Origin of the sequence: Desulfosalsimonas propionicica, from assembly GCF_013761005.1 — a bacterium.
Taxonomy (GTDB): Bacteria; Desulfobacterota; Desulfobacteria; order Desulfobacterales; family Desulfosalsimonadaceae; genus Desulfosalsimonas; species Desulfosalsimonas propionicica.
The window spans coordinates 601044-624936 of record NZ_JACDUS010000001.1 but is presented as its reverse complement, the minus strand read 5'-3'; the positions used below and the strand labels follow the sequence as shown (position 1 = coordinate 624936).

The following is a 23893-nucleotide window of genomic DNA, read 5'->3' as shown; positions in this document are numbered from 1 at the left end:
TCCGCCCGCCTTTTCCCTGTTTGTTAAACGCTGTTGGTGGCCCCGGCCGGCATGTCAGTTAAAATGTGACGTAATCCCCGTTGGTGAGAAACACGTTGCTGGCCTTGGCAACAGTCGAATATTTCTTATACTCCTTATACTTGTCGGTGCCCTTGACGACCGGAACACCGGAAGCCGCCGCCTTTTCGGCCCAGATCCATCCCGTGCAGTGGTTGCACCCCAGCTTTTGAATCTGAAATGCGTTGACGCCCTTGATAATGTCGTCAAATTTCGGCTCCCAGGTTTCAAACAGGCTGATATGAAGCCCGCCATAACAGCCGTAAGGCTGGTAGTCCTTGAAGTTTTTGCGCGCGTAGGAAAAAAGCGAAAGAATCCCGGGGTGGCAGCAGCCCGTGACAGTCACAATTCCCTTGTCTTTGACGTTGAAGTAAAGCACGTTTTCTCCCCGCACCCGCAGCAGGATGGGCACATCAAAGTTGCGGATGGCCACCCCGGGCATGAGCCGATAGATGCCCTCCTTGTTTTCACCGGCCGGATCGCACATCACAAGCTTGCCGGTGTGCGGCACATCGTTTTTGCAGATATGAACCATTTCTCCGGTATCTTTGTTTTTGGCCTTGTGATGGGCCTTGTCTTTCAGAAGGGCCATGTCCTCCGGGTAATAGGTCTTGGGCACATATAAGGTAACGTCTGGTTTGTGCTTCAGGCTGGACTCGATGCCCCAGTAATGATCCAGATGCCAGTGGGACAACACCATAAACTCAATGTCGCCGTTTTCAAGCATCTTGCCCACATTGCTTTTTTCCTCATAGATGTAATCCATCCACTCGTTGTTCCAGCCGGTATCCAGCAAAAATTTGCGCTCATTGCCCTCCAGGGTGGTGACCGTGATCAGGGCGCTGTAACCCCCGGCATTGTCCCATTCCCATGGAATGGTGTACTGGTTGGTCATGGCGCCGCCATAATCCATGATGTTTTTTTTGAAAACATCATTGTCAAACCAGCTGGTCTCAGTGAGAACGTCAATCCGGAGGTCTTTGATGGCTCCGATATCGACTTTTTTGGCAGCTTCAGCTTTTCGGGGAAGCATAACGTTGCCGGCCATGGATGCAGCCAGCCCGGAGGCGGCTATGGATTTCAGGAAGGTGCGTCGTTTCATAACTTCTCCTTTTTATTGATTATATGTTTTAATCAAAAATAAACCCACGTCCCGCTATCCTGCTTCTTTTTCCAGGCCCTGGCGCAGATCGTAGAGCAGGTCGATGATCATTTCGCTTTCTGCATTGCTCAGATCGAGTCCATAGCCGTGCATGATGTTGACCACCAGGTGCCAGTCATCCCGGGTCCGGCCGGGCTTTTCCGGGTCTGCAATCGAATCGTGGCAGGACAGGCAGTTTTGGGAATACACACCAAAGGCTTCCTGGTGGGATGCTTTCTTTTTGGCCGCCGAACCGGCGTTGCTGAGGGGGGTCAGTAAAAAAACACCGGCCAGAAAAAACAACACGAATATACAGCTGCAGATTTTCATCACGGAAGATTGCTTTTTCATCGCATTGGCTCCTTTGAAAAGGTTGACATAAAAACAAAGTTTTATATAATAAACGGTGATTACCCCATCACCCTGAAAAAGACCTGCTCGCTGCCCGGACGCTGGTGTGTTGAGAAATAAAGAAAAGACAAAGGAGTCGGAGGTCCACAGGAATTGTGCCTGCTTGCAGATCCGGCTGAAAAAATAATAAAGCAAAATTGGTGCCATTTGCAGCCTGCAACCTCTTTAAACCATAACCTATTTATTTTATAAACTATTTAGTGTTATCTTAGCTTTTTGCCCGATGAAATAAAAATTGAATAGGGAACCATTTGCACCCATCTCTCCGGGTTGAATCCGCAAATTGCACCCGGCCCATACGGACGGGAGTTCTGGAAAAAATGGACAGACACGGATCTTCGATGCCGACACGACTCCGGAATGAACCGGAAAAGTCAAAACCGGCTCTTTTCCCCTGAGAGGAGGGACTGTTAATGGCAACCCGCAATGATGCCTTTTTGTTTGAATGCCCAACCATACTGGACAGCATCAACGATGGAGTGTTCACTGTGGATCTGGGCTCGCGGATCATGACATTCAATCGTGCGGCCGAACTGATCACCGGAATCAACCGGACGGAAGCCATCGGGAGGTTCTGCTACGAGGTTTTCCGGGCCAATATTTGTGAAACCGGATGCTTTGTGCAAGAAACATTGAAAACGAAAAAGCCGATTTTCAATCAGCCGATTCATATTATCCGCGCTGACAAAAAATGCATTCCCATCAGCATCACCACCTCTCTTCTCAAAGACGGCAGCGGTCGTGTTATCGGCGCTGTTGAAACCTTTCGGGACTTGTCGGCTGAAAAAGAACTGCGCCAGGAGTTGCGCAAACAGCATTCATTTGACGATATTGTCAGCAAAAACAGCCAAATGCTCAAATTGTTCGGCATTCTGCCGCAAATCGCGGAAAGTGCCAGCACGGTCCTGATCGAGGGAGCCAGCGGTACCGGCAAAGAACTCGTGGCTCGCGCCATCCACAACCACGGGCTGACCCACAACGGCCCTTTTATTGCCATCAACTGCGGCGCTTTGCCGGATACCCTGATCGAATCCGAACTGTTCGGTTATAAGGCAGGTGCGTTTACCGATGCCAGGAAAGACAAGCCGGGCCGGTTTGCAATGGCCCGGGACGGCACGATTTTTCTCGATGAAATCGGTGATGTTTCCCCGGCCTTCCAGGTTCGACTGCTTCGGGTCCTGGAAACCAAAGGCTATGAGCCCCTCGGTTCAAATGAAACCATCCGGACCAATGCCCGCGTGGTTGTCGCCAGCAACAGGGATTTAAAGGAGTTGGTACTGCAACAGCAATTCCGGGAAGACCTCTACTTCCGCATCAATGTCATCCGGCTGAAACTGCCGTGTCTGGCTGAACGCAAAGAGGATATCCCCCTGCTGGCTGATCACTTTATCGAAAAGTTAAACCATCTTGCCGGAAGACAAATCGCGGGCATTTCCCGGGAAGCCCTGGCCACTTTGCTGCTATACGACTGGCCGGGCAATATCCGGGAACTTGAAAACGCCATTGAGCATGCCTTTGTTTTATGCCAGGAACAAGTTATTCAGCCCGGTCATTTGCCGGATCACCTTATACCGAACGTAAAAAGCAAAACCATCCCCGCGGCAATGACATTGAGGGAACTTGAGAAGCGGGCCATTGAGGAAGCATTAACCCGCAATCACTGGAAAAAGCTGGCCACAGCCCGTGAACTCGGCATTGACAAAAATACCCTCCGCCGTAAGATTCTGCACTTTGACATCCGGGCGCAACATCACTCTTGACCGGCACTCTTCATCTGCTTCGCATGTTTGTTTTTTCCCAACTCCCGGATCACAGCCCGCGATGATTTTCCGGCCGCAGCGCGGCCATGTCCTGTTTTGCCAAAACCCCGCTGACCAGTGCCAGCATCCGGCCCTTGTCCTTTTGCAGTTCTCCGCTCACCGGCAGATAGTTTGAGGCATGGGCGCCGATAAACTTCAGGTTGTCGATGGTGATGTTTTCCATCATGATCTTCATTTCTTCTATGGTCTCAAGCGGGCCGGGCAGTTCAAACGTCTGGTTTTCCACCTTTTGATACAAAGGGGTGTTTGGCACCGGCGTGTAGGTCAGGGCGGCCAGGTAGCGGGGCTTCATCTGGTTGGTGATTTCTGCTGTGGCCTCTGCGTGCCGCCGGCTTGCATCGCCCCGGCCGGCAATGCCCAGCAATACCATGGAAGAAAGATTGATATCCGCCTCCACAAGGTCCTGCCCGGCCCGGAGCATTTCTGCGGCGGTCACCCCTTTTTTGATATCCGCCAGAACCCGTTCATCTCCGGATTCCACCCCGAGATAGGCCTTGGTCAGCCCCGCTGCCCGCAGGGCGGTCAGTTCGCTCATGTCTTTTTCAAGTATGCTGCCTGGCCCGGCATAGGTGCCCACGTGGCGGATAGACGGAAATTTGGCGTAAAGGGTGTTTAAAATTTCAAGCAGCACTCCTGTGTCCATTGCCAGGGCGTCGCCGTCGCACAAAAACACCTTTTCAAGGTCGCTGTAATAATCTTTGGCCATTTGGATATCCGCCTTGATATCGGCCAGCGACCGGATCCGGTATCTGCGGTCCTTGTACATGCCGCAAAAGGTGCAGCGGTTATGGGAGCAGCCGATGGTGCATTGCAAAAGATAGCTGTTGGCTTCGCTAAACGGGCGGTAAATCTGTCCTTCATATCTCATGTCATCTCCGAAAAAAATTATCCAGCCGGCTTTGACCGCCGGTGGTTATGGGTTGGTCAAATATGATGGCACCGTAAAAAGTCTGATTTCAGATGGTGCCGTAAAAAGTTCAAAAAAACAGTTTCATGAATCCAAATGGATGTCAACCCGGGCTGTGCCGGGATTTACCGGATCAGGGTTGTGTAAAAAACCAAATGGTTGTATCCATTTTATTTGTTTATTATGGACAAACCAAGGCGCCGGCTCAAAAGCGACTTTTTACGCGTCCATCAATCTTTACCAATGCATACAGACCCAAGGAGACACACAAATGGAATACCCCCAGCGCAACCTGGCCCTTGACCTGGTGAGAACAACCGAAGCCGCAGCCCTGTCATCGGCCCGCTGGCTGGGCAGAGGCGAGAAGGAATCCGGGGACAAAGCCGCAGTGGAGGCCATGCGGCTGTCATTTGGGGCCATTGACATCAACGGCACGGTTATTATCGGCGAAGGGGAAAAAGACAACGCCCCCATGCTGTTTAACGGCGAAAACCTGGGCACCGGATCCGGGCCCCGGGTGGATGTGGCCGTTGATCCGGTGGAAGGCACCAATCTTCTGGCATACGGCCGGCCCAATGCCATTTCCGTTGTGGGGGTCTCACCTGCGGGCACCATGCTTGATCCCGGGCCCAGCTATTACATGGAAAAACTGGCGGTTTCAGCAGCGGCCAGAAACGCCGTGGACCTCAATGCACCGGTTGACACAAATCTGGCACACATCGCAAAAGCCCTGGGAAAAGACATTGCCGACCTTGTGGTGTTTGTCTTAGACAAGCCCCGGCACGCGGATCTGATCCAGGCCATCAGAGAAGCCGGCGCCCGCATTCAGCTTCACTCAGACGGTGATGTGGCCGGTTCCCTGATGGCCATTGACCCCAATTCTGAAGTGGATGTGATGATGGGCACAGGCGGCACGCCCGAAGGGGTTTTGTCGGCCTGCGCGATCCGCGCCATTGGCGGGGAGATGCTCTGCCGCCTCAATCCCCAGAAAGACAAGGAGAAAAAGGCCCTGGCCGAAGCCGGAACAGATCTGTCCCGAATATTTTCCGTCAAGGATCTGGTGAAAAGCGATGACGTGTTTTTTGCCGGCACCGGTATTTCAGGCGGAAGTTTTCTATCAGGGGTGAGATATACCGGAAACGGCGCCACAACGCATTCCCTTGTCATGCGGGGCAAAACCGGCACCATCCGCTACATCGACTCCCACCACAACTGGAACAAACTGATGCGCTTCAGTGCCGTGAAATACGATTGATTTTTCTTCCCTGATGTCTTTGAATCATGAACAGGACGGAAACCGCGGCGTCAAACGCGTCTTCAGAATGGATTGCATGGGATGCCGGTTTTGGCTGCTCCGGCTCCGCCGATTTGAAATACGGATTTGGGCCTGATCTCCTCAGTCCCCCCTAAGGTCCCCTTCACGGGTTTATTCACAATCGGTTGTCACGCAATTCCGGCCGGCTGATTTGCTTTTGTACAAAAGTTCATCTGCTCTTTTTATAAGGCTTTCAATGTCATCGCCTTGGCCGACGAGCGTAGCGCCTACAGAAACTGTGACCTGTAAAATTTTGCCGTCATGATTGATGTATGACTTTTCCACAAGGTTACGCACTTTGTTGCCAATAGTGACGAGGCCTTGCCCGTTTATGTTGCGTATAACACCAATAAACTCTTCGCCTCCCCAGCGCCCGTACATGTCAAAGGGCCTGGAATTGGCCGTAAAATTATTTGCTGTAAATTGAAGGACCTTGTCACCCAGATCATGGCCATATGTATCATTGAACGCTTTGAAATGATCAATATCAATAAAAAGTACACCAAAGGAAAGGTTAAATCGTTTTTTCTCCTCCAGTCTGTTATTTATTTCGCTTTCAATATATCTCCTGTTTGCCAGTTGCGTAAGATTGTCCAGAAGGGCCAGCTTTTCAAGCTCCTTTATCCTCAATTTATTGGTTTCATGATTGCTGATATCTGTAAACAATTCTATCCCGCCGATAATATTGCCGTCTTTGTCGGCCAATGTGCTCACGCGCACAGAGACCGGTATTCTGTGACCGTTTTTGTGATGCATGTATACTTCAGCATCACGAAGCTTTCCGGCAACCATGCTCGCTGCAAGAGGGCAGCCCGCTATGCATAGGTTGTTAAAGTCGTCATCAAGATGGGTAAGTATATTGTCGGAACAGGATCTGCCGACAACTTCAGAAGCGGCAAATCCGGAAATCTTTTCCGCGCCTTTATTCCAGTATGTAATCACCCTGTCCCGATCCACCAGATATAAACCGTCATGGAGGTTTTCAATAATCTTTTCATATGAATCATTTTCTAGTTTCATCGGCTTTTTTGCAGCATCCTTTTTGTTTGCTGTGTATTTCACGGCAGAGTCGGTCCTTATTGACTGTTTTTTAGGGTATCATATATTTGAGTGATTCAAAGATTTTAATCATGATATTTTAAAACAGTGGACCAATCCCCAAATATCGCTTTGCTCCCTGTGATGGATTGAGCAGACACCTTGACGCTGAATCAAATCCGGATAAAATTTGATAGTATCCGGAAAAACCCTTGCCGGCACGGGCGATGATTGACAGGGAGGCGCTTTTGGATGACCAGCAGTTTGCAAGGCTTCTGGCGTTTCTGAATTATTCATGGAACGGCTACCGAAAGGTCCGCAAAGGGGTCAAAAAACGTGTGGCCCGGCACATGCAGGAACTGAAATGCCGGAACATGGACGAGTATCTGGCGCGGCTGCAAGCCCACCCGGGCCACCGGGCCGAATGCAGGCGGCAGATGACTGTTTCCATTTCCCGGTTTTTCCGGGATCTGCGGCTGTGGGAAATTCTGGAAGCCCGCGTTCTGCCCGAGCTTGCAGCACAGCACCCGGAAACGGTAAAAGTCTGGTCCGCCGGATGCGCCGGGGGCGAGGAAGTCTACAGCTTCCGGATATTGTGGGAGACATTTACCGAAAAATACAGCACCCCGCCCCGGCTGAAATTAATCGCCACAGATCTTGCGCCCCAATATCTGGAGCGCGCGAAAAAAGGCATATACCCCAACGGCGCCCTGCGGGATGCAGATGCAGCAAGGCGAAGCGACTGGTTTTTCAATTTCAAAAAAGACCGCTATATTATCAGGCCCTGGCTGAAAAACACAATCGACTGGCGGGTGCAGGACCTGCTCACAGATCCGCCGCCGGCACAAGACCTGGACCTGGTGTTTCTGAGAAACAGCCTGCTGACCTATTATCTGCCGGATCTGTCCGCAAAACCCCTGCAGCGGGTTATAGAATCGCTAAAGCCCAACGGATTTCTGGTGATCGGGGCAAAAGAACAGATCCCGGAGCCCGCCCGGAGTCATCTGATGTCCTATGACCGCTATGTTTTCCGGAAAACATAACCGGTTCTATTACCATGCTCCCGGAAGTCTGCATAAAAAGGTTTGTTCGGGACTGTCCGGGACTTCACAAACGCCTGATAATCTGTTTAATTGAATTTACTTTCACAATATCTGATGCTCTCGTAAAAGGTCCCAAAACTGATATAACCGCTAAATGATAAGAAAACAACCTCTTGATTTTACTTAACACTTAATCACTGCCTGTAAAAAAACTTTTTATAGGCCCATCATCTCTGCCGACCAAAAATCATCCTAAAAACTTGCAAAGCGCCTGTTATATGCCCGAAGACATATCTGAGCACCGCAAAAACAACAAAACATTTGATAGCAATGGCCCCATTGACGTGATCTGCGCTATTATAGAAAAAAACGGGCAGGTTCTGGCCGCCCGGCGCGGCGCCGCAATGACAATGCTGCTTAAATGGGAGCTTACCGGCGGAAAAATCAATCCTGGAGAAACCGCAGAAGAATGCGTAATGCGGGAAATCAAGGAAGAACTGGGCATCGCAATTCAAATCAAAACCATGCTGCCGCCGTCAAGCCATTCTTGCCCGGATCTCCATGTCCGGGAATTTGTTCCTTTTGACCCGGCAGACCCGGCCCCATTGCGCAGCGCCATCCGCCGTGCACGGCATGCGCAGCCGCAATCGGCTGTTTTTTTTGCCGGCAATGCTTACAAGAGGTAGAATGGCCGTATGTTGACACATTTCCATAACAAGGAATAATTGCAGTAAATATTGTTTAGGGTATTGACCGTCAAAGCCGATGAATACAGAACTCCATACACAGAAGCGGGCGCGGTTGGGTTTTGTTGAATATGCGCATCCGCCGGATGCCCCGCAGCCGCGTCCTTATTCGTTTAAAAACCTGGGGTCTGAATGGCGGCTGACTGTTTCTGTGGCAAGGCTGATTGCTTCAAGAAAATCCCTCCTCTCCGAGGCGCCGGGAAGTGCCACGGTTTATCTGATCCCCGGATGGAAAGCCCCGGAGGCGACCATGGCGCCATTGCGCAGATACCTTGCCAGGCTCGGATACGACGCGCGTCATTGGGGATTCGGCACGAATAAGGGCGATCCTGAGCGCGACTGTGCATTGTTTTCAGATAAGGTGATTTCACATACGCCGCCCGGAGAAAAGGCGGCGTTGATCGGATGGAGCCTCGGCGGCGTGATTGCAAGAGAAACCGCACGGGCAGTTCCAGAGGTTGTTTCCGTGGTCATTACATACGGCACGCCGGTTATTGGCGGGCCGGCCTACACCCCTGCGGCCAGGGCATGGGGGGCAGCGGAGTGCCGGCGGCTCAGTGCAGAGATTGCGAAACTGGACGCAGAAAATCCGATTCAGGTGCCGATCGCGGCGATATTTTCGCGTAAAGACGGCATGGTGTCATGGCCGGCCTGCATCGACCGGACAAGCCCGAAGGCGCGCCATTTCGAAGTCAGGGCGCCGCATCTCGCCATGGGTTTTGATCCGGATGTCTGGCGCATCGCGGCCGACCAGTTGAATCGGTTTGCTTCAAGCTGACAAGCCGCGCCACTGACACCGTCCTCCTGAAAATCCACCAGCGACTGAAAAATTTACTTGACTCATTCATTGAATAAACTAAAATTGTCGACAATCGACAAAATGCAAACCTTATTCAAACCTAAATTGAGCGATTTTCAAGTTTGCCGCAGATACAAGGAAGATGCAGACGAGCTATAGTGGACTATGCGAGGCTGCATCTGACGCAGTAGATGCGGCAGAATTGGAAATCCCGCAGGGTTTCAGATTTTTAAATACAAATTGGTATAATCCTTTACAAAATCCTGCTTTTAAAAATCTGAAACGCTCAATTTAGGTCAAAGGAGTCTTACCGTGGAAACAAAACGCAATCATTTCGACGTGATCGTGGTTGGTTCCGGGCCCGGCGGCGCCACTGTGGCCAAAGAACTGGCAGCCAGAAACCAATCGGTTTTGATCCTGGAACGGGGGGATAACTGGCGGGTCATGGGCACCAACTGGCAGGCAATCTTCACGGGCGGCATTCCCGGCCGAAGCCTGCTGGTGACCAACAACATGCTGTCCATGGTGCGCGGAATCACCACCGGCGGCAGTTCCATGCTGTATTACGGCACGGCATTTGATCCGCCGGTAGAAATGCTTAAATCCCACGGCATAGACATCAGCGCCGAGGTTGACGAAGTCCGGGCGGAGCTGCCCACCCAGCCTCTGAAAGACGAGCTGGTGGGGCCCATGGCCAGGCACATCATGAACAGCGCCAGGGAACTGGGCTATGACTGGCACAAGCTGCCCAAGTTTATCTACCAGGACAAGTGCCGGGCCGGCTGCTGGCGCTGCAATTACGGCTGTCCTTACGGCGCCAAGTGGAACGCCCGGATGTTTGTGGATGACGCATGCGAAAACGGCGCCACCCTTGTCAACAGGGCAAGGGTATCCCGGGTTATCACGGAAAACAATAAAGCCGCGGGCGTGGAATACACCCGGTGGGGAAAATCCCATACTGCATATGCGCCCAGGGTGGTTTTGTCCGCCGGCGGCATCGGTTCTCCCGCCATTCTCAGAAAAAGCGGCATTGCCGGGGCGGGTTACGATTTCTTTTACGATCCCCTGATCGCGGTCATGGGCACGGCAAGCGACATCAAAGGCGGCAAAGAGATTCCCATGGCCACGGGGGCTCTGATGGAAGAAGACGGCTATGTCATGACCGACATGGTGGTGCCCCGCAGTCTTTACATGCTGTTTGCAGCCGAGGTGTTCCGGTTCCACAAGCTGCTGTCCCACGGCAAGACCCTTCAGATCATGATCAAGGCCAAAGACAGCCTCGGCGGCCGAATCACGGACAAAGAAGGCGTGCGCAAAAAACTGGCGGACAACGACAGGCGCAAACTGCTGCACGGTTATGACCGGGCGAAACATATCCTGAAAAACGCGGGCGCGAAAAATATTTTCAAAAGCTGGTATATCGCCGCGCATCCCGGCGGCACAGTCAAGGTGGGCGACATCATCGACGCCAACCTGGAAACCGAATACGAAAACCTGTATGTCTGCGACTGTTCCGTAATCCCCGAAGCCTGGGGCCTGCCGCCCACGTTTACCCTTATTTCCCTGGGAAAACGCCTTGCCAGGCATATCAGCCAATAAGGAGGCCCTAATGACAAAGCCCACGGAGAATAACGGGCGCGCGGCAGCTGCCGCCCTGTTGTCCGAAATACTGCGCACGCGGGAAGTCCGGACCATTATCGCCGATGCCGTGCCGGAAGTGCTCAACCTCTGGGCCGGAGACCGGTTCACCCGGAAACACATCGCCAAGGCATTGGCCCGCAACATTCAAAAGGGACTGGCCCGGCCCGGAGACGATCAGAAGCGCAAGGAGCTGGCAGAACTGTTTTCGGATCCGCGTCATCTGGACACCCTTACGGATATGCTGCCGGGGGTGCTGGACACGGCAGGCCAAATCGCCGCAAAAACCGGGGAAACCCTGGCCGAACTGCCCCCGGATCAACGGGAAAAGACCCTTTCGGCCATCCTGTCGGCCGTTTCCAGCGGCCGGTCTGCGACGGTGATCACCACCTGGGCAAAAGTGCTGGCCGAGGTTCAGTCCGAATCACCCGATTTCCTGGCCCGGAGCCTTGAACCGGGCATCCGGAAATGGATCGAGGACACCGACTTCGGCGAACTCAAGGAGTTCCTTGACGCCGCGGCCGGTTCCGCGGGGCCGCTGGCCGCCATGGTCAACGACCTGCTCTGGCGGTATCCCGCAAAAGTGGTGCTGCTCGTCTCGTTTCTGCCCTCCCTGGCCAATATGCTGCTGGAAGCGGTCAACGAAAGCCTCGGCCGGTTTAACCGGCTTCCGCCGGACCTGGTCGCGGATGTGGTGCTTTCCTGCTTCCGGGAGATGGACGGCGAAAAAATCGGGCGCACCATCAACGAACTCGCCGAGCTCGGGAGAAAAATCCATACCGGCAGCGCCCTGACCGGCGACGGGGGAGTGACGGGATTTTCCCGGGACCTTCATGATTTTCTGACAACGGTGGTCACCGCGGTTGGCGGCAAAACCCTGTTTCAGGCAAAAACCGCCCTGGCCGGCGGCAGGGAAACACTGGCCGCGTCACTGACCGACACGCTCGAGGCCAATCCCGACCTGGTGTACGAATCCCTGCGCAGCCGCCACGCCGGCTGGAATGCCGCCATTAAAACAAGGGCTCGCAATGCCGCCATGCTGGCAGACATGCCGGCAGAGGAATTCACAAACGCGTATTGCCAGAGCCTGTCCCAGCTGGATGCCGGCGAAGCCGCAGAAATCGTTAACCTCGTCTTTCTGCTGATAAACCGCATCCGGGACCTGAACCCGGCGGTGCTGCCCTCGGTTGCGGCCCAGATCGTAAACGGCCTGGACCTGTCTGAAATCGAAGATGCTGTCGAAGGCATGACCCGGGATATCGGGGATATCATCAAACCCCTGGGCCGGGCTGTCCTGCCCCATCTGATACAGACCGGCTGCCAATGGCTCATGCCCGAAGGCGATGAGACGGACGAAAGTGCAGCGGCAGCACGTGATGCCATACTTTCCTTTCTTTACCCGCAGGAGGTGCCCTCATGATAACCCCCTTCCGGGAAGCCGCCGCCCGTATCTATAACCCGCATGCAGCGGAATGGTTCGCCGGCGGCGGGCAGATCGCCGGCTATACCTGCTCTTTCATGCCGCCGGAAATCTTTCACGCCGCCGGGATCCTGCCCTACCGGCTCCGGGGCATTGAAACCGAAACCATGGAGATCGGGGATGCCTATTACGGCCCGTATGTCTGTACATTTCCCAAATGCCTGCTGCAGCTTGCCGGCCAGGGAAAATACGGATTTTTAAGCGGCGCGGTAATCTCCACGGGATGCGACGCCATGCGCCGCCTGGACGAATGCTGGCGCATGGCCGGAAAAGATTACCCGGATGCGCTGCCTGAATTTTTCCATTACTTTGACGTGCCCCACAAAACCGAGCCCCACGCCCTGGCCTGGTTCAAGGACGAAATCCGCCGGCTGATCACGGCGGTAAGCAACCATTACGGTGTGCTCATCACAGACGAGAATCTCAAGTCGGCCATTTCTTGCTATAACCGCGGCCGGGAGCTGCTGCTGGAGATGGAATCCCTTCGCGCGGCAGAAGATGTGGTGATTTCCGGCACTGATGCGTTCACCGTGGCAGTGGCCGGCACTGTCATGCCCCGGCAGCGCTTCAACGAGCACCTGGAAGCATTAGTGCATGAGCTCAGGGCCGCTGCGCCGGAACCCGCAAACGGACGCAAGCGCATCCTGGTCACCGGCAGCATCAACGATGACACGGACCTGGTCGGGCTGATAGAGGACGCCGGCGCAGTTGTGGTGGCGGATAATATCTGCTTTGGCATCCGCAGCGCGGCCGACATGGTGCGCACGGACGGCGATCCCGTGGATGCGCTGGCCGGGGGGTATCTGTCCAATTCGGTCTGTCCGCGGATGTTCGGGGCCTATGATCAGCGTTTTGCCAACCTTCGCGAAAAAGCCGCGCGCACCGGCGCCGAAGGGGTGATTCTCCAGAACATCCGGTTCTGCGACATGCACGGGTCGGAAAACAGTCTGATCGAAAAGGACTTCGAGGCCATGGGCATTCCCTGCCTGAAGCTGGAGCGCGAATACGGGCCGCTGACCGAAACCGGCAGAATGAAAATGCGCATCGAGGCATTTCTGGAACAGCTATCATAGTGCCCGAACGAAAACCAGGATTTTTTGTTAAGATCAAGGAAGGCGAAAATTTTAACCGCAGGCATACTGAAGTATTCTGAGGATTAAAATTTGAGCCTGACACAGATATTGGCGAAAAAGACGGTTTTCGTTCAGGCACTATCATAACCCGGGAGGCAAGGCATGAGACCTGAAATATACCAATACAATTATGACTGGATGCTCTGGCGCGCCATTCAGGCCGCCGGAAAACTGGCGGACGGCTCGGAAAAAGAGACCCGGAAAATGATGAGCTACATTCCCTATTTCAGGAAAACCGCGGAAGTGTTCATCAACATGGGCAAGCCGGGCATTTCCTACCTGAAACGGATCGAGCAATACCTGGACAATATTGTTACCGCCCACGAGAAGGGCAAAAAGATCGTCATGACCACGTTCTGCTTTTCGCCTTCCATCTTCTATGCCATGGATATCGTGCCCGTTACCCTGGAGGTAATGACCGTGCTCGGCTCGGCACTTTGGAAACGGGGCACAACGGACTACATGGACTATTGCGTGGAGCTGGGATTTACCGAGACCTCGTGTTCGTCCCAGCGCGGCTGCCTGGGCGCATACCTGGCCGGCCTGGGCGAAGAGATCGATCTTATCGTCACCAACACTGCCGGGGTCTGCGACACCAATGCCAACGCATTCGCGTTTGCCCAGAAATACCTGGACAAGCCATTCTATTCGCTGAACTATCCGTCGGGCCTGACCGACAACCCCGCCAATCAATACCACCGGGACGACTTCAGGGAGCTGATCAGGTTTCTGGAATCCCATACAGGGACCACGCTTGACCCGGACCGGCTGCGGGCGGTGCTGGATGAAACCGCAAGACAGGAGGCCATTGTCGCCGAAATCGAGGAACTCCAGCGGCTGGTGCCCAACCCCCTGCCCGTGACATACAACTTCGTCATCTACGGCGGCCGGTTTTTCTTTGCCGGTATGCCCGAATACACCGAACTGCTGACCGACATGGCCGAAGTGGTCAGGGACAACGCGCAAAACGGCCGGTCCGGCATCACCTCGGGCATTGAAAAAAAACGGGCGTTTTTCTTTTACATTGATCATTACACCCTGAACCTGAGTCTCTGGGACTGGCTGGACCGTCACGGAATCAGCCACATCGGAAGCATTCTCAGCCGTTCGTTCAAAGACGACCAGCCCTACATGAAAGGCATGGAAGACGCGGCCTACAGCATCGACACCACCGACCTGGACACCATGATCGACAGCATCGCGATGATCAATTCCCGCATGCCCATGGTGCGCTCCATCCGCGGCCCCTACGACCGGCCCAACATGTGGAAGGAAGAGTCCCTGGCCCTGGCCAGGATCTATAAGGCCGACTGTCTGATTTACAACGGCACGCCGGGATGCCGGAACACCTGGTCCAATGTCAAGCTGCTTGCCGGCGATCTGGAAAAGGCGGGGTATCCCACCCACATCATGTACGGGGATGCATTTGACGAACGGGTGGAGTCCTGGGAATCCACGGCGGCAAGACTGGAAGAATTCTTCACCATCAGGGGGTTATTATGAGCATGGTTGCGGGATGCGATGTGGGCTCGCTCACATCCAAGGCCGTCATCATGAATAACGGCCGGATCAAAAGCTGGGCGCTCCGGCGCTCGGCAGGCAAACCGGAACAATCGGCATCAGCGGTCATGGCAGCAGCCCTGGAAAAGGGGGGGCTTTCCATGGCCGATATTTCATACTGCGTGGGCACCGGCTACGGCCGGAAACAGATTTCCTTTGTTGACAAGGCGGTCTCGGAGATCGCCTGCCACGGCAAAGGCGCGCGGTGGCTCGTGCCAACGGCCACCACCGTCATTGATATCGGGGGACAGGACTGCAAGGCCCTGCGGCTGGACAAAAACGGCGAGGTCCTCAAGTTCGTGGCCAACGACAAGTGCGCATCCGGCACCGGGCGGTTTCTGGAAGTCATGGCCCGCCTGCTTCAGATCTCCTTAGAAGAAATGGGCAAACTCTCCGCCCGCGCCAGTGCTCCCGTGACACTGGCCTCCACCTGCACGGTCTGGGCCCAGGCCGACATCATCCGGTTTCTGAACTCCGGCCGCAAGGTGCCGGATATCGGGGCCGGGGTGAACAACGCCATGGCAAAACGGGCGGCCATCCTGGCCAACAGCGTGGGCGTGGAACCCGACATCTGCATGACCGGCGGGGTGGCCAAAAACATCGGTGTTGTCAGCGATCTTGAAAAACTCCTGGGCCGGAAGATCAAGCGGGCCAGAAAAGCCGACCCGCAGATCGCCGGCGCCATCGGCGCGGCCCTGTTTGCCGCGGAAAACCGCAGATGAGAGTAACCGTCCGATATCGTTTCAATCAACGCATCAGGAGGTCCGGCATATGATTACAGCGGGATGCGACATCGGGTCCCTTTCGGCAAAAGCCGTTATCATGGACGACAACACCATTGCGGGGTGGGCCGTTATCCCGGCCGGCATATCGCCCGCTGATTCGGCCGCGCAAGTGCTGACCATGGCCCTTGAGACAGCCGGGAGAAGAAGGCAGGACATTGCCGCCATCGTTGCCACGGGCTATGGCAAGGAGATGATTGCCTTTGCCGATCACCGGGAATCGGAAATCCTGTGTCACGCAAAAGGCGCGGTCTGGAGCCGGCCGGAAACCCGGACCGTCATCGATATCGGCGGACAGGACGCCAAGGCCATCCGCATCGATGATACCGGCGCGGTCACCCGGTACCTGTACAACGACAAGTGCGCCTCGGGCACGGGACGGTTTCTGGAGGTCATGGCCGAGGCCCTGGGCGTTGCCCTTGAAGACATGGGCACCCTTTCCGAACAAGCAGCCGAAAAGGTGGTGATCTCAAACCAGTGCGTGATTTTCGCAGAAACCGAGGTGGTGTCCCTGATCAACGACGGCAGGGAAGTGCCCGACATCATCAGGGGGCTTCACAACGCCATGGCCGGCCGGGTGGCCGCCATGGCCCTGAGTATCGGCGTGGAAGACGCCATTGTCATGACCGGCGGGGTGGCCAAGAACCCGGGCCTGTTTGCAGCCCTTGCCGCGGCCCTGAAAAAACCGCTGATCGCCCTTGACGGCATCGATCCGCAGATCAACGGCGCGCTGGGCGCGGCCCTGATCGCCGGTCAAAAGAGATGAGGCAGCCAAATCATGCAGCTCTTTGACACCATTATCGCGGATACGCAGCAGCTCATCGCTAAATGGTCTGATCAGCAAGCCGGCGGCGGAATTCCCGTCCGAACCGTCCGGGCATTGGATTGTCCTTCATGGCCGCCAGCCGGAGACCGGGACATCGTGTTTCAATCCGATACCAGGGTGGAGCTGGGCAGCCCGAAAGACGAATCCGTGTGCTTTCTGGCGTGGACGGCCGATGCCGGCCGGGTTCATGACGGCCGGATCACGCTTGTGGGCCCGGACATAACGGAAGCCGCCGACGTCCGCCTGCCCTTCGGCAAGGTGGTGCTGGTTCACGGCGCCGGGTTTACCGAAGAAAACGGCTATGAGCGATTCCGGGAAATGGATCTTAGCCGCTTTGATGTCTCTCTGAAAGGCTACATGATTCGGGCGGTCTCCCAGTACATGCGCGAATGGAGCCGGATCAGCCGCAAGGCGGCAGAAAACGGCCTGAATTTCAATGTTCTGGGCAGCGCCATGCTCGAAAAACTCTATGCACACGACTATGTCAATGCCGCGGAAATCATCTTTGTCACGGCCTCCCCGGATCATGTCCGGCAGCTCAAACCCATGGCCGACCGGTTCATGCAGTATATCAACGCCATGACAAAGATGCACCAGGAAATGGATTTTGACTGCGACAGCTGCGAATATCAGGAAGTCTGCGACGAAGCCGAAGAGCTTCGGGGCATGCGGGAAAAATTAATGGCGCAAAAGGATTGACCCGGATGACAGAAACAAGCCAATCGCCGGTTATCATCGCCGTCTGCGGCAAGGGCGGCGTGGGGAAAACCAGCATCAGCGCACTGCTGACGCGTATGCTTTTAAAGGACTCGGCAAAGCGCATCCTTGCCATTGATGCGGACCCGGCCATCGGCCTTTCCTACCCTCTCGGGGTGCCTGTACACAAAACCGTGGACGAAATCCGCAACGCGTTTATCGCAGACGTTGAAAAAGGAAAGACCGCAGGCAAGGAAGAACTGATCCGGCGACTGGATTACGAAATGCTCAATGCCATGGCGGAGACCGAAAACATGGCATTTCTCGCCATTGGAAGACCGGAAGGCGACGGATGCTACTGCCAGGTAAACAGCCTGCTGCGGGACATCATCAAGGGCATCGCGCGGAATTTCCATATGGTGGTCATTGACGGGGAAGCCGGCGTGGAACAGATCGACCGGCGCGTCATGGACATGGTGACCCACCTTTTGCTCGTATCCGATGCATCAGCCAAGGGCAGGAATGTGGCGGCCACCATTGACCAGGTGGCAAAAAACAAACCCGGCCTGAAAAAAACCGGGGTTTTCTTTAACCGGCTGCAGGACGCGGCGGAAGCAGACGCCCTTTATGCGCAGACCCGGCTTTCCGCGATCGGATGGATGGGGGAAAACGCGCTTATCCGGGATCTGGACAGGGACGGAAAGCCGTTTCCGGATATTGCCGACAGGCGGATACCGTTTCCGGAAGAAGCGGTTTACCGGTTTTTAACAAATTAGTACCCTGGTAAGGCAACATTAATGCAGATCACCCCGGCCTATTTTGAAAACCTTGTGCAGTCGCCCTGCAGCGACCTGCTGGCAAAGGCCATGGAAAACGGCAGAATTCCCGTGGGCTATACGTGCAGCTACGTCCCGGAGGTGCTGCTCTCAGTGGGCGATCTGGTGCCGGTCCGGGTCCATGCACCCGGGGTATACGGCACTGAAATGGCAGATATCTACCTGTCCGGTGTGACCTGCTCCTATATTCGCAGCCTTCTGGAATTCGCACTGGACGACCAATACGAATTTCTTGAAGGATGGGTGTTTGCGGCGAGCTGCGATCACCTGCGCCGGCTTTGCGACAACCTGGATTACCTGTTGCAGCCGGACTTCATTCATATACTGGATGTGCCCCACCGCATCGGCGATGCCGCGCTGGCCTGGTACACCGACGAACTCGGGGAACTGACAAGGAAGCTGGCCGGCCATTTTCATGCAGACTTCAGTGAAACGGCCCTGGCCCATGCCATCCGGGACCACAATGAATTCGCTGCCCTGGTCTCCGAAATCGGCGATCTGAGAAAAGCACCTCATCCGCCGATTTCCGGGTCGGAATTTCACGCCCTCATGATGGCCGCACAAACATCGCCCAAAACACTATTAATGGATCCCGTGCGCCGATTCAGGGACGCCCTTTCTCAAAAGGCGTTGTATCGCGATTACCGCGCCAGGCTGCTGGTCGCCGGCGGGCAGATCAATGAGCCCGCGTATATCCAGGCCATTGAATCGGTGGGCGGTCTTGTTGTCGCAGATCATTTCTGCACCGGTTCCATACCCGGGCTCACGCCCATCTCCATGAACGGTTCGCCCCTGGACGCCATTGCTGCCCATTATCTGGGCAGGACGGCCTGCCCCCGGATGATGGAAAATTTCAACGACCGCGTGGATGCCATTCTGGCAGGCGCATCCGCATACAACGCGGACGGCGTGATTCTCGAACACATCAAGTTCTGCGACATATGGGGGATTGAGGCCGCCGCCATGGCCGGGCGGATCAAGGCCGCGGGCATACCGGTTCTCAACCTTGAACGAGAATACAGCGCAACCGGCGAAGGCCAGCTCAAAACCCGGGTTCAGGCATTTATAGAAAGTATGGGAAAATAAAAACAAATATGAAACAAGCAATTGGATATTACTGGACGGACTATCGCTTCAGACTGATGACATGGCGGCACATACTGGTGCTGATGTTAAAAGTCGGCCCGGTGAAAATGCTCCGGCTGCTTTTTCAATACCCCTGGATGGTTACGCTGCTCAAGGCAAACCGGTTACATAAAAAATTATGCACAGGCCGCCCCCCGGCCTACCATAAAGCCACCGCCATGGTGATCAACGGTGCCGTTGCCGGCTATACCAATATGCTCGGCCCGGTTTTGCGTTATCCGGACCGGGTCATCATCAACCAGGACATGGTCCCGCCGGAAATATTTCATGCCATGGGGCTGGCGCCCTTCATGGCCGAGCTAAACGGCATCATGCTCCCCATGATCGATCCCCATGTGATGGAGGATTATATTGATGCCTCGGAAAATCAGGGGATTCCGCCGGATATCTGCAGCCTTCCCAAGAGCACCATGGGACTTTTCATGAAGGGGGAGGTGCCGCCGGCAAAGGCCATTGTCACCTCGAACCTGCCGTGCGACGGGGGAATGAGTTCGTACACGGTGATGGAGAACCTGCTGCAACTTCCCACCTTCCGGCTGGACATCCCCTTTGATGTGAACACGCCAAAAGCCCTGGTTTATTTTCGTGAAGAGCTAAAGCGCATGATTCAATGGCTGGAAGCCCATACACCCGGCCGCATGGACTGGGACCGGCTCCGGGAAATCTGCGAGGAACGCAACCGGATGGTGGAAGCGGAACTGGAATTGTGGGAAATGCTCCGGGTCCGCCCGGCGCCGCTGGCCGCTGAGGCGATGTATCTCACCCATCTGTGGTATTTCAACCTCTTTCCCGGCCACCCGGACGCGACCCGGACGATCCGACGCATCGTGGACCTCGGCCGAAAAAACCTTGAAGCGGAACCCCCCGTGGTCAGGCCGGAAAAATACCGGGCGCTGCTGTGGAACCCGCCGCTGCTGCATTTCATCGATCTGTTCAACTGGGCGGAAAAGGCATACGGCGTCTCGCTGATCATGGACAGCATGAGCTTCAACCGGCTGCCCTACATTGACACCACCACCACCCGGGACACCATGCTCGAGGGCATCGGCCGCAACATCATGAACGGCCCCATGGCCCGGCATACCCGGGGCCCGGCCGACAATTACCTCGACGACATTTTTTACATCCACAAGCATTTTGGCATTGATATGCTGTGGGTGGCCGGCCACATCGGGTGCAAAAACACCCAGGCCATGAACGGCATATTGCGGGAAAAATGCCGGGAGGCCGGTCTTCGCCTGCTGATCATCAACTACGATCTGTCCGATCCCCGGGTCGTATCCCGGGAGGCCATCATTGAACAGGTCAATCATTTCATGGAAAACATTATGCAGGCAAAACGACAGGATATTTAACCCTTTACAGGAGATCCCCATGGCACATCGATACGCTGCCGGCTGCGACGTGGGCTCCACCACCGGAAAAGCCGTCATCCTGGAGGAAAACAAAATTGTCGCCACGGCCATCGTCCCTTCGGAACTCGACCCCGAGGAAACCGCCACCATTGTTTTGAACAAGGCCTGCCAGCAGGTGCCCGCGCTGGGGGGCATTTCAGACCTGAGCGGCCTTGTGGGCACCGGTTACGGCAGAAACGAAATCCCTTTTGCCGATGAAAACATATCGGAAATCAGTTGTCACGCACTGGGCGTGCATTTCTGCGATCCGTCGGTCCGCACCATCGTGGATATCGGCGGCCAGGATGTAAAGGGGATATCTCTCAACCCGGACGGCGCTGTACTGGATTTTGTCATGAACGATAAATGCGCCGCAGGCACGGGACGGTTTCTGGAAATGATGAGCCGGACCTTTCGGATGAGCCTGTCGGAATTTTCGGATATTTCCCTGAAAGCGCAGCGGGTGGTGCCGATAACCGCCCAGTGCAGCGTGTTTGCTGAAACCGAAGTCATCAGTCTTCTGGCCAAAAAGACACCTCCGGCGGACATCGCCGCCGGCATTCAGGCGGCGGTGGCCAAAAGAAGCTTCATTCTATTAAAAAAAGTCGGTATAATACCGAATGTGGCCGTCACCGGGGGGTGCTCGAAAAACAAAGGACTGCTGCAGGCGCTGGGGAAAAAGCTGCGGATGCCGGTGACGCCGCTGTCGGTTGATCCCCAGCTAATGGGCGCGCTCGGGGCAGCGGTGGCCGCACAGCGAAAGAACGCCGGCCAGCCGGTGCAAACGGCATAAGGCCGCTTATCAAATGAATTTTCAACGTTTAACGGGCAGAGAGGGAAGCAGACCATGGATTTCAGCGTATCCAGCGGCCTTGCCGAACAGATTGCCGCCTACCTCGAGGACAGAATCATTCGCCTGGAGATAAAACCCGGCCAGCGGATCCGGGAAGCGGCTGTGGCCGAAGAGCTGGGCGTAAGCAGAAGCCCGGTGCGGGAAGCATTGCGTATTCTTGAAAACAACCTGGTGGTGGAGCTCATCCCGCGCCGCGGCGCACGGGTAACGGTGATTTCAGAAACATTTATTTGTGACCTCTGCGACGTGCTGGCCGAACTGCTGGGGCTTGTCGGCAGCAAATGCCCGGTAAACGGCATTGATGAAGAACTGGCTGTTATCGACGAGGCGGCCAAAAGAAGCTGGACCTGCGCAAACAACGGCGATCTGGACGGGTACTACACGGCCGTATTGGACTTCTGCATGGCGTGCCTGAAAGCCGCCAAAAATCAGCTGCTCGAGCAGATGATCACGGAACTGCTGCCCAATCTCCGGCGGATCATCTACGCCTCTTTCCTGGCAATGGGCGATACCATCAAAACAAACGCCGACACCGTAATCACCGGCAACAATTACGTGCAGCAGCGAAACCCTGAAATGGCGGAAAAGACCGTTCGCGATTACATTATGCGGATGCGGGCTTTTGCCCTTGAAAACAATGCCGCAGCGATCCTGTTCGACGACCATCTGAGCAGACATTGAGACTCCCTTGTTTTGACGAATAACAACCGCCAGAACCCGGCGCCGCCAATGAACTTTCCGCAAAGCGCCTCAAGCCTTTCCGGCATCCGGTTTACTGGCTGTTCATTCCGGATGATACAGGCCTGGCTGGCAATTTTGGGGGCAGGCCGGGTAGCGGGCATCAAGGCAGTTTGTATTTTCCGATCCGGTCGTTATGCAGGCTGCCCAGGTAAAGATATCCCCCGTATTGCCGGGCGGAGGTGATTTCCTGCAGGTGTCTGCCGGTTGGGTCATGCAGGCTTTGGGTGATCTCTCCCTGTTGATTTAGCGCCAGAACCAGTCCGTATGGCTTTGGCGAAGGCCACACAGCCCTGGGCAGTTTGGCCAGTTGCGCCTTTAAAAAAGGGTGCGGATGAATTGCGTCCAGGATTTTGTTTCTGACCGTAAAAAGCGCCAGCCAGAATGTTCCCTTTTGGTTGCCTGAAATATTATCCGGAAATCCCGGCAGATTATCCATGAAGATTTCCTGCGTTCCGGCCCGCGGGCCTTTTAACCAGTAGCGGATGATCCGGTAGCGGTAGGTCTCATTTATCAAAACAAAGTCTTGGTTTTGGGACAAGGCCACACCATTGGCAAAATAAAGATCATCAAGCAAACAATAATCCTGGTCCGCTTTTCCATGTGCCGACACCTTTCTTTCAGACCGGCATTGGGGTCTAATCCGGATTGCCTTTCAGCCCGATTTCTTCTGCCACCGGTTTCATGCCTTCAATGGTTTCGGCAATCACCCCGGAGAGGTCCATTTCGAGCCACTGGCAGCCCTGTTCGATAATCTCCCGGTTCACCCCGGCGGCAAACCGCTTGTCCTTCCACTTCTTTTTGACCGACTTGGCTTTCATGTCCAGGATGCTTTTGGAGGGGCGCACAAGGGCGGCTGCCGCCACCAGCCCGGTCAGTTCGTCAATGGTATAAAGGGTTTTTTCAAGAAGCGTCTCCGGCTGGATCTCATTTACAATGCCGTAGCCGTGGCTGACCACCGCCCGGATATATTCTTCCGGCCAGCCCTCTGCGCGGAGAATCTCCTCTGTTTTACGGCAGTGCTGGTCCGGGTACTGTTCATAATCCAGGTCATGCACCAAACCGATGATCCCCCACTGATCCGGGTCTTTTCCGAATTTTTCCGCAAAATGCCGCATGACCGATTCAACGGCCAGTGCATGGGCAATCAGGCCGCTGCTGTGGTTGTATCGTGTCAGCAGTTCCCATGCACTGTCTCTTGACGGCAGAGATGAACTCATAACTTGTCCTCCATTGTCAGTGGATCCATACGCCGGACCGACCACGCATCTGATTCGGCCGCATACCGAAGGATAAAAACACGGCCCTGCCCGGTTTTGACCTTAAAATAATTGACCACCGGCTTATCTGCGGCCAGACCGCCTTCATACCAGCGGTCCAGGATTTCGGATATTTCCCGCCGCCTCCCCTGGCAGGTAAAGGCCAGGGGTCTTTCACAGGCCTTGTATCCGCTGTGGCATTCGACCGCCGCCGGGTGGAAAATTCTGTCTTCAACGGAATCGTTTTCAGCCATGGATAACATTGCACTCATATT

The 23893-nt window shown here is 55.0% G+C and carries 24 protein-coding genes; 17 read left to right on the top strand and 7 right to left on the bottom strand.

Annotated elements, in window-relative coordinates; translation table 11 throughout:
- Window positions 1-58: 58 nt before the first annotated feature.
- The gene (locus HNR65_RS02665; protein WP_181549883.1) at window positions 59-1159 is read right to left on the bottom strand and encodes an MBL fold metallo-hydrolase; all 1101 of its coding nucleotides are present in this window, start codon (window positions 1157-1159) and stop codon (window positions 59-61) included.
- 54 nt (window positions 1160-1213) lie between these two features.
- Window positions 1214-1549, bottom strand: coding sequence for a c-type cytochrome (locus tag HNR65_RS02660; RefSeq protein ID WP_181549882.1), 336 nt, complete (start codon window positions 1547-1549; stop codon window positions 1214-1216).
- Window positions 1550-2022: 473 nt separating this feature from the next.
- On the opposite strand from HNR65_RS02660, the gene HNR65_RS02655 reads away from it, so the two are divergent.
- On the top strand, window positions 2023-3369 hold the full coding sequence (locus tag HNR65_RS02655; RefSeq protein ID WP_181549881.1) for a sigma-54 interaction domain-containing protein: 1347 nt from the start codon (window positions 2023-2025) through the stop codon (window positions 3367-3369).
- Window positions 3370-3418: 49 nt separating this feature from the next.
- Here the strand turns inward: HNR65_RS02655 and HNR65_RS02650 are convergent, their stop codons facing one another.
- Window positions 3419-4297 (bottom strand): radical SAM protein, encoded by an 879-nt coding sequence (locus tag HNR65_RS02650; RefSeq protein WP_181549880.1) that lies wholly within the window; start codon window positions 4295-4297, stop codon window positions 3419-3421.
- Window positions 4298-4607: 310 nt separating this feature from the next.
- On the opposite strand from HNR65_RS02650, the gene glpX reads away from it, so the two are divergent.
- Window positions 4608-5591, top strand: a complete 984-nt coding sequence (gene glpX / locus HNR65_RS02645) for a class II fructose-bisphosphatase (protein WP_181549879.1) — start codon at window positions 4608-4610, stop codon at window positions 5589-5591.
- 171 nt (window positions 5592-5762) lie between these two features.
- On the opposite strand, the gene HNR65_RS02640 is transcribed toward glpX, so the two are convergent.
- A complete protein-coding gene (locus HNR65_RS02640; protein ID WP_332309007.1) occupies window positions 5763-6713 on the bottom strand; it encodes a sensor domain-containing diguanylate cyclase in 951 nt (316 codons plus the stop codon).
- A 188-nt stretch (window positions 6714-6901) separates the two neighbouring features.
- Here HNR65_RS02640 and HNR65_RS02635 point away from each other — a divergent pair, with 188 nt between their 5' ends.
- The 15 genes from HNR65_RS02635 (at window position 6902) to HNR65_RS02565 (ending at window position 22302) form a co-directional block, all read left to right on the top strand.
- Window positions 6902-7732 (top strand): CheR family methyltransferase, encoded by an 831-nt coding sequence (locus HNR65_RS02635; RefSeq protein WP_181549878.1) that lies wholly within the window; start codon window positions 6902-6904, stop codon window positions 7730-7732.
- Window positions 7733-8010: 278 nt separating this feature from the next.
- Window positions 8011-8418, top strand: a complete 408-nt coding sequence (locus tag HNR65_RS02630) for an NUDIX domain-containing protein (protein ID WP_181549877.1) — start codon at window positions 8011-8013, stop codon at window positions 8416-8418.
- Between the two features lie 115 nt (window positions 8419-8533).
- The gene (locus HNR65_RS02625; protein ID WP_181549876.1) at window positions 8534-9256 is read left to right on the top strand and encodes an alpha/beta hydrolase; all 723 of its coding nucleotides are present in this window, start codon (window positions 8534-8536) and stop codon (window positions 9254-9256) included.
- Between the two features lie 333 nt (window positions 9257-9589).
- Window positions 9590-10876, top strand: coding sequence for a GMC family oxidoreductase N-terminal domain-containing protein (locus HNR65_RS02620; protein WP_181549875.1), 1287 nt, complete (start codon window positions 9590-9592; stop codon window positions 10874-10876).
- Window positions 10877-10886: 10 nt separating this feature from the next.
- Window positions 10887-12335, top strand: coding sequence for a hypothetical protein (locus tag HNR65_RS02615; RefSeq protein ID WP_181549874.1), 1449 nt, complete (start codon window positions 10887-10889; stop codon window positions 12333-12335).
- Window positions 12332-13468, top strand: coding sequence for a 2-hydroxyacyl-CoA dehydratase subunit D (locus HNR65_RS02610; protein WP_181549873.1), 1137 nt, complete (start codon window positions 12332-12334; stop codon window positions 13466-13468). Before HNR65_RS02615 ends, HNR65_RS02610 begins: the two co-directional genes overlap by 4 nt.
- A gap of 162 nt (window positions 13469-13630) precedes the next feature.
- Window positions 13631-15031: a 2-hydroxyacyl-CoA dehydratase subunit D gene (locus HNR65_RS02605; protein WP_181549872.1), complete on the top strand. Its 1401-nt coding sequence runs from the start codon at window positions 13631-13633 to the stop codon at window positions 15029-15031.
- Window positions 15028-15810: an acyl-CoA dehydratase activase gene (locus tag HNR65_RS02600; protein ID WP_181549871.1), complete on the top strand. Its 783-nt coding sequence runs from the start codon at window positions 15028-15030 to the stop codon at window positions 15808-15810. The genes HNR65_RS02605 and HNR65_RS02600 overlap by 4 nt, the downstream gene beginning before the upstream one ends.
- Before the next feature lie 49 nt (window positions 15811-15859).
- Window positions 15860-16636 carry an acyl-CoA dehydratase activase gene (locus HNR65_RS02595; protein WP_181549870.1) on the top strand — a complete coding sequence of 259 codons (777 nt, stop codon included), beginning with the start codon at window positions 15860-15862 and terminating at the stop codon, window positions 16634-16636.
- A gap of 12 nt (window positions 16637-16648) precedes the next feature.
- Window positions 16649-17395 carry a hypothetical protein gene (locus HNR65_RS02590; RefSeq protein WP_181549869.1) on the top strand — a complete coding sequence of 249 codons (747 nt, stop codon included), beginning with the start codon at window positions 16649-16651 and terminating at the stop codon, window positions 17393-17395.
- 5 nt (window positions 17396-17400) lie between these two features.
- On the top strand, window positions 17401-18168 hold the full coding sequence (locus HNR65_RS02585; RefSeq protein ID WP_181549868.1) for a nucleotide-binding protein: 768 nt from the start codon (window positions 17401-17403) through the stop codon (window positions 18166-18168).
- Between the two features lie 21 nt (window positions 18169-18189).
- The gene (locus HNR65_RS02580; protein ID WP_181549867.1) at window positions 18190-19314 is read left to right on the top strand and encodes a 2-hydroxyacyl-CoA dehydratase subunit D; all 1125 of its coding nucleotides are present in this window, start codon (window positions 18190-18192) and stop codon (window positions 19312-19314) included.
- A gap of 8 nt (window positions 19315-19322) precedes the next feature.
- Window positions 19323-20729 carry a 2-hydroxyacyl-CoA dehydratase subunit D gene (locus tag HNR65_RS02575; protein WP_232364615.1) on the top strand — a complete coding sequence of 469 codons (1407 nt, stop codon included), beginning with the start codon at window positions 19323-19325 and terminating at the stop codon, window positions 20727-20729.
- 19 nt (window positions 20730-20748) lie between these two features.
- Entirely contained in the window at window positions 20749-21561 is an 813-nt protein-coding gene (locus HNR65_RS02570; protein ID WP_181549866.1) for an acyl-CoA dehydratase activase, read from the top strand.
- A 54-nt stretch (window positions 21562-21615) separates the two neighbouring features.
- On the top strand, window positions 21616-22302 hold the full coding sequence (locus HNR65_RS02565; protein WP_181549865.1) for a GntR family transcriptional regulator: 687 nt from the start codon (window positions 21616-21618) through the stop codon (window positions 22300-22302).
- 160 nt (window positions 22303-22462) lie between these two features.
- On the opposite strand, the gene HNR65_RS02560 is transcribed toward HNR65_RS02565, so the two are convergent.
- The 3 genes from HNR65_RS02560 to HNR65_RS02550 form a co-directional block, all read right to left on the bottom strand.
- A complete protein-coding gene (locus tag HNR65_RS02560; RefSeq protein WP_220128257.1) occupies window positions 22463-22936 on the bottom strand; it encodes a hypothetical protein in 474 nt (157 codons plus the stop codon).
- 61 nt (window positions 22937-22997) lie between these two features.
- Window positions 22998-23579 (bottom strand): HDIG domain-containing metalloprotein, encoded by a 582-nt coding sequence (locus HNR65_RS02555; protein WP_181549864.1) that lies wholly within the window; start codon window positions 23577-23579, stop codon window positions 22998-23000.
- Complete coding sequence (locus HNR65_RS02550; protein ID WP_181549863.1) at window positions 23576-23890, bottom strand: hypothetical protein; 315 nt, start codon at window positions 23888-23890, stop codon at window positions 23576-23578. The genes HNR65_RS02555 and HNR65_RS02550 overlap by 4 nt, the downstream gene beginning before the upstream one ends.
- Between the last annotated feature and the right edge of the window lie 3 nt (window positions 23891-23893).

Coding starts and splice junctions, on each gene's coding strand:
- HNR65_RS02660 (WP_181549882.1), bottom strand. CDS start 1,549: ATGAAAAAGCAATCTTCCGTGATGAAAATCTGCAGCTGTATATTCGTG.
- HNR65_RS02595 (WP_181549870.1), top strand. CDS start 15,860: ATGATTACAGCGGGATGCGACATCGGGTCCCTTTCGGCAAAAGCCGTT.
- HNR65_RS02610 (WP_181549873.1), top strand. CDS start 12,332: ATGATAACCCCCTTCCGGGAAGCCGCCGCCCGTATCTATAACCCGCAT.
- HNR65_RS02605 (WP_181549872.1), top strand. CDS start 13,631: ATGAGACCTGAAATATACCAATACAATTATGACTGGATGCTCTGGCGC.
- HNR65_RS02615 (WP_181549874.1), top strand. CDS start 10,887: ATGACAAAGCCCACGGAGAATAACGGGCGCGCGGCAGCTGCCGCCCTG.
- HNR65_RS02555 (WP_181549864.1), bottom strand. CDS start 23,579: ATGAGTTCATCTCTGCCGTCAAGAGACAGTGCATGGGAACTGCTGACA.
- HNR65_RS02585 (WP_181549868.1), top strand. CDS start 17,401: ATGACAGAAACAAGCCAATCGCCGGTTATCATCGCCGTCTGCGGCAAG.
- HNR65_RS02590 (WP_181549869.1), top strand. CDS start 16,649: ATGCAGCTCTTTGACACCATTATCGCGGATACGCAGCAGCTCATCGCT.
- HNR65_RS02650 (WP_181549880.1), bottom strand. CDS start 4,297: ATGAGATATGAAGGACAGATTTACCGCCCGTTTAGCGAAGCCAACAGC.
- HNR65_RS02550 (WP_181549863.1), bottom strand. CDS start 23,890: ATGAGTGCAATGTTATCCATGGCTGAAAACGATTCCGTTGAAGACAGA.
- HNR65_RS02570 (WP_181549866.1), top strand. CDS start 20,749: ATGGCACATCGATACGCTGCCGGCTGCGACGTGGGCTCCACCACCGGA.
- HNR65_RS02665 (WP_181549883.1), bottom strand. CDS start 1,159: ATGAAACGACGCACCTTCCTGAAATCCATAGCCGCCTCCGGGCTGGCT.
- HNR65_RS02630 (WP_181549877.1), top strand. CDS start 8,011: ATGCCCGAAGACATATCTGAGCACCGCAAAAACAACAAAACATTTGAT.
- HNR65_RS02575 (WP_232364615.1), top strand. CDS start 19,323: ATGAAACAAGCAATTGGATATTACTGGACGGACTATCGCTTCAGACTG.
- HNR65_RS02565 (WP_181549865.1), top strand. CDS start 21,616: ATGGATTTCAGCGTATCCAGCGGCCTTGCCGAACAGATTGCCGCCTAC.
- HNR65_RS02655 (WP_181549881.1), top strand. CDS start 2,023: ATGGCAACCCGCAATGATGCCTTTTTGTTTGAATGCCCAACCATACTG.
- HNR65_RS02580 (WP_181549867.1), top strand. CDS start 18,190: ATGCAGATCACCCCGGCCTATTTTGAAAACCTTGTGCAGTCGCCCTGC.
- glpX (WP_181549879.1), top strand. CDS start 4,608: ATGGAATACCCCCAGCGCAACCTGGCCCTTGACCTGGTGAGAACAACC.
- HNR65_RS02600 (WP_181549871.1), top strand. CDS start 15,028: ATGAGCATGGTTGCGGGATGCGATGTGGGCTCGCTCACATCCAAGGCC.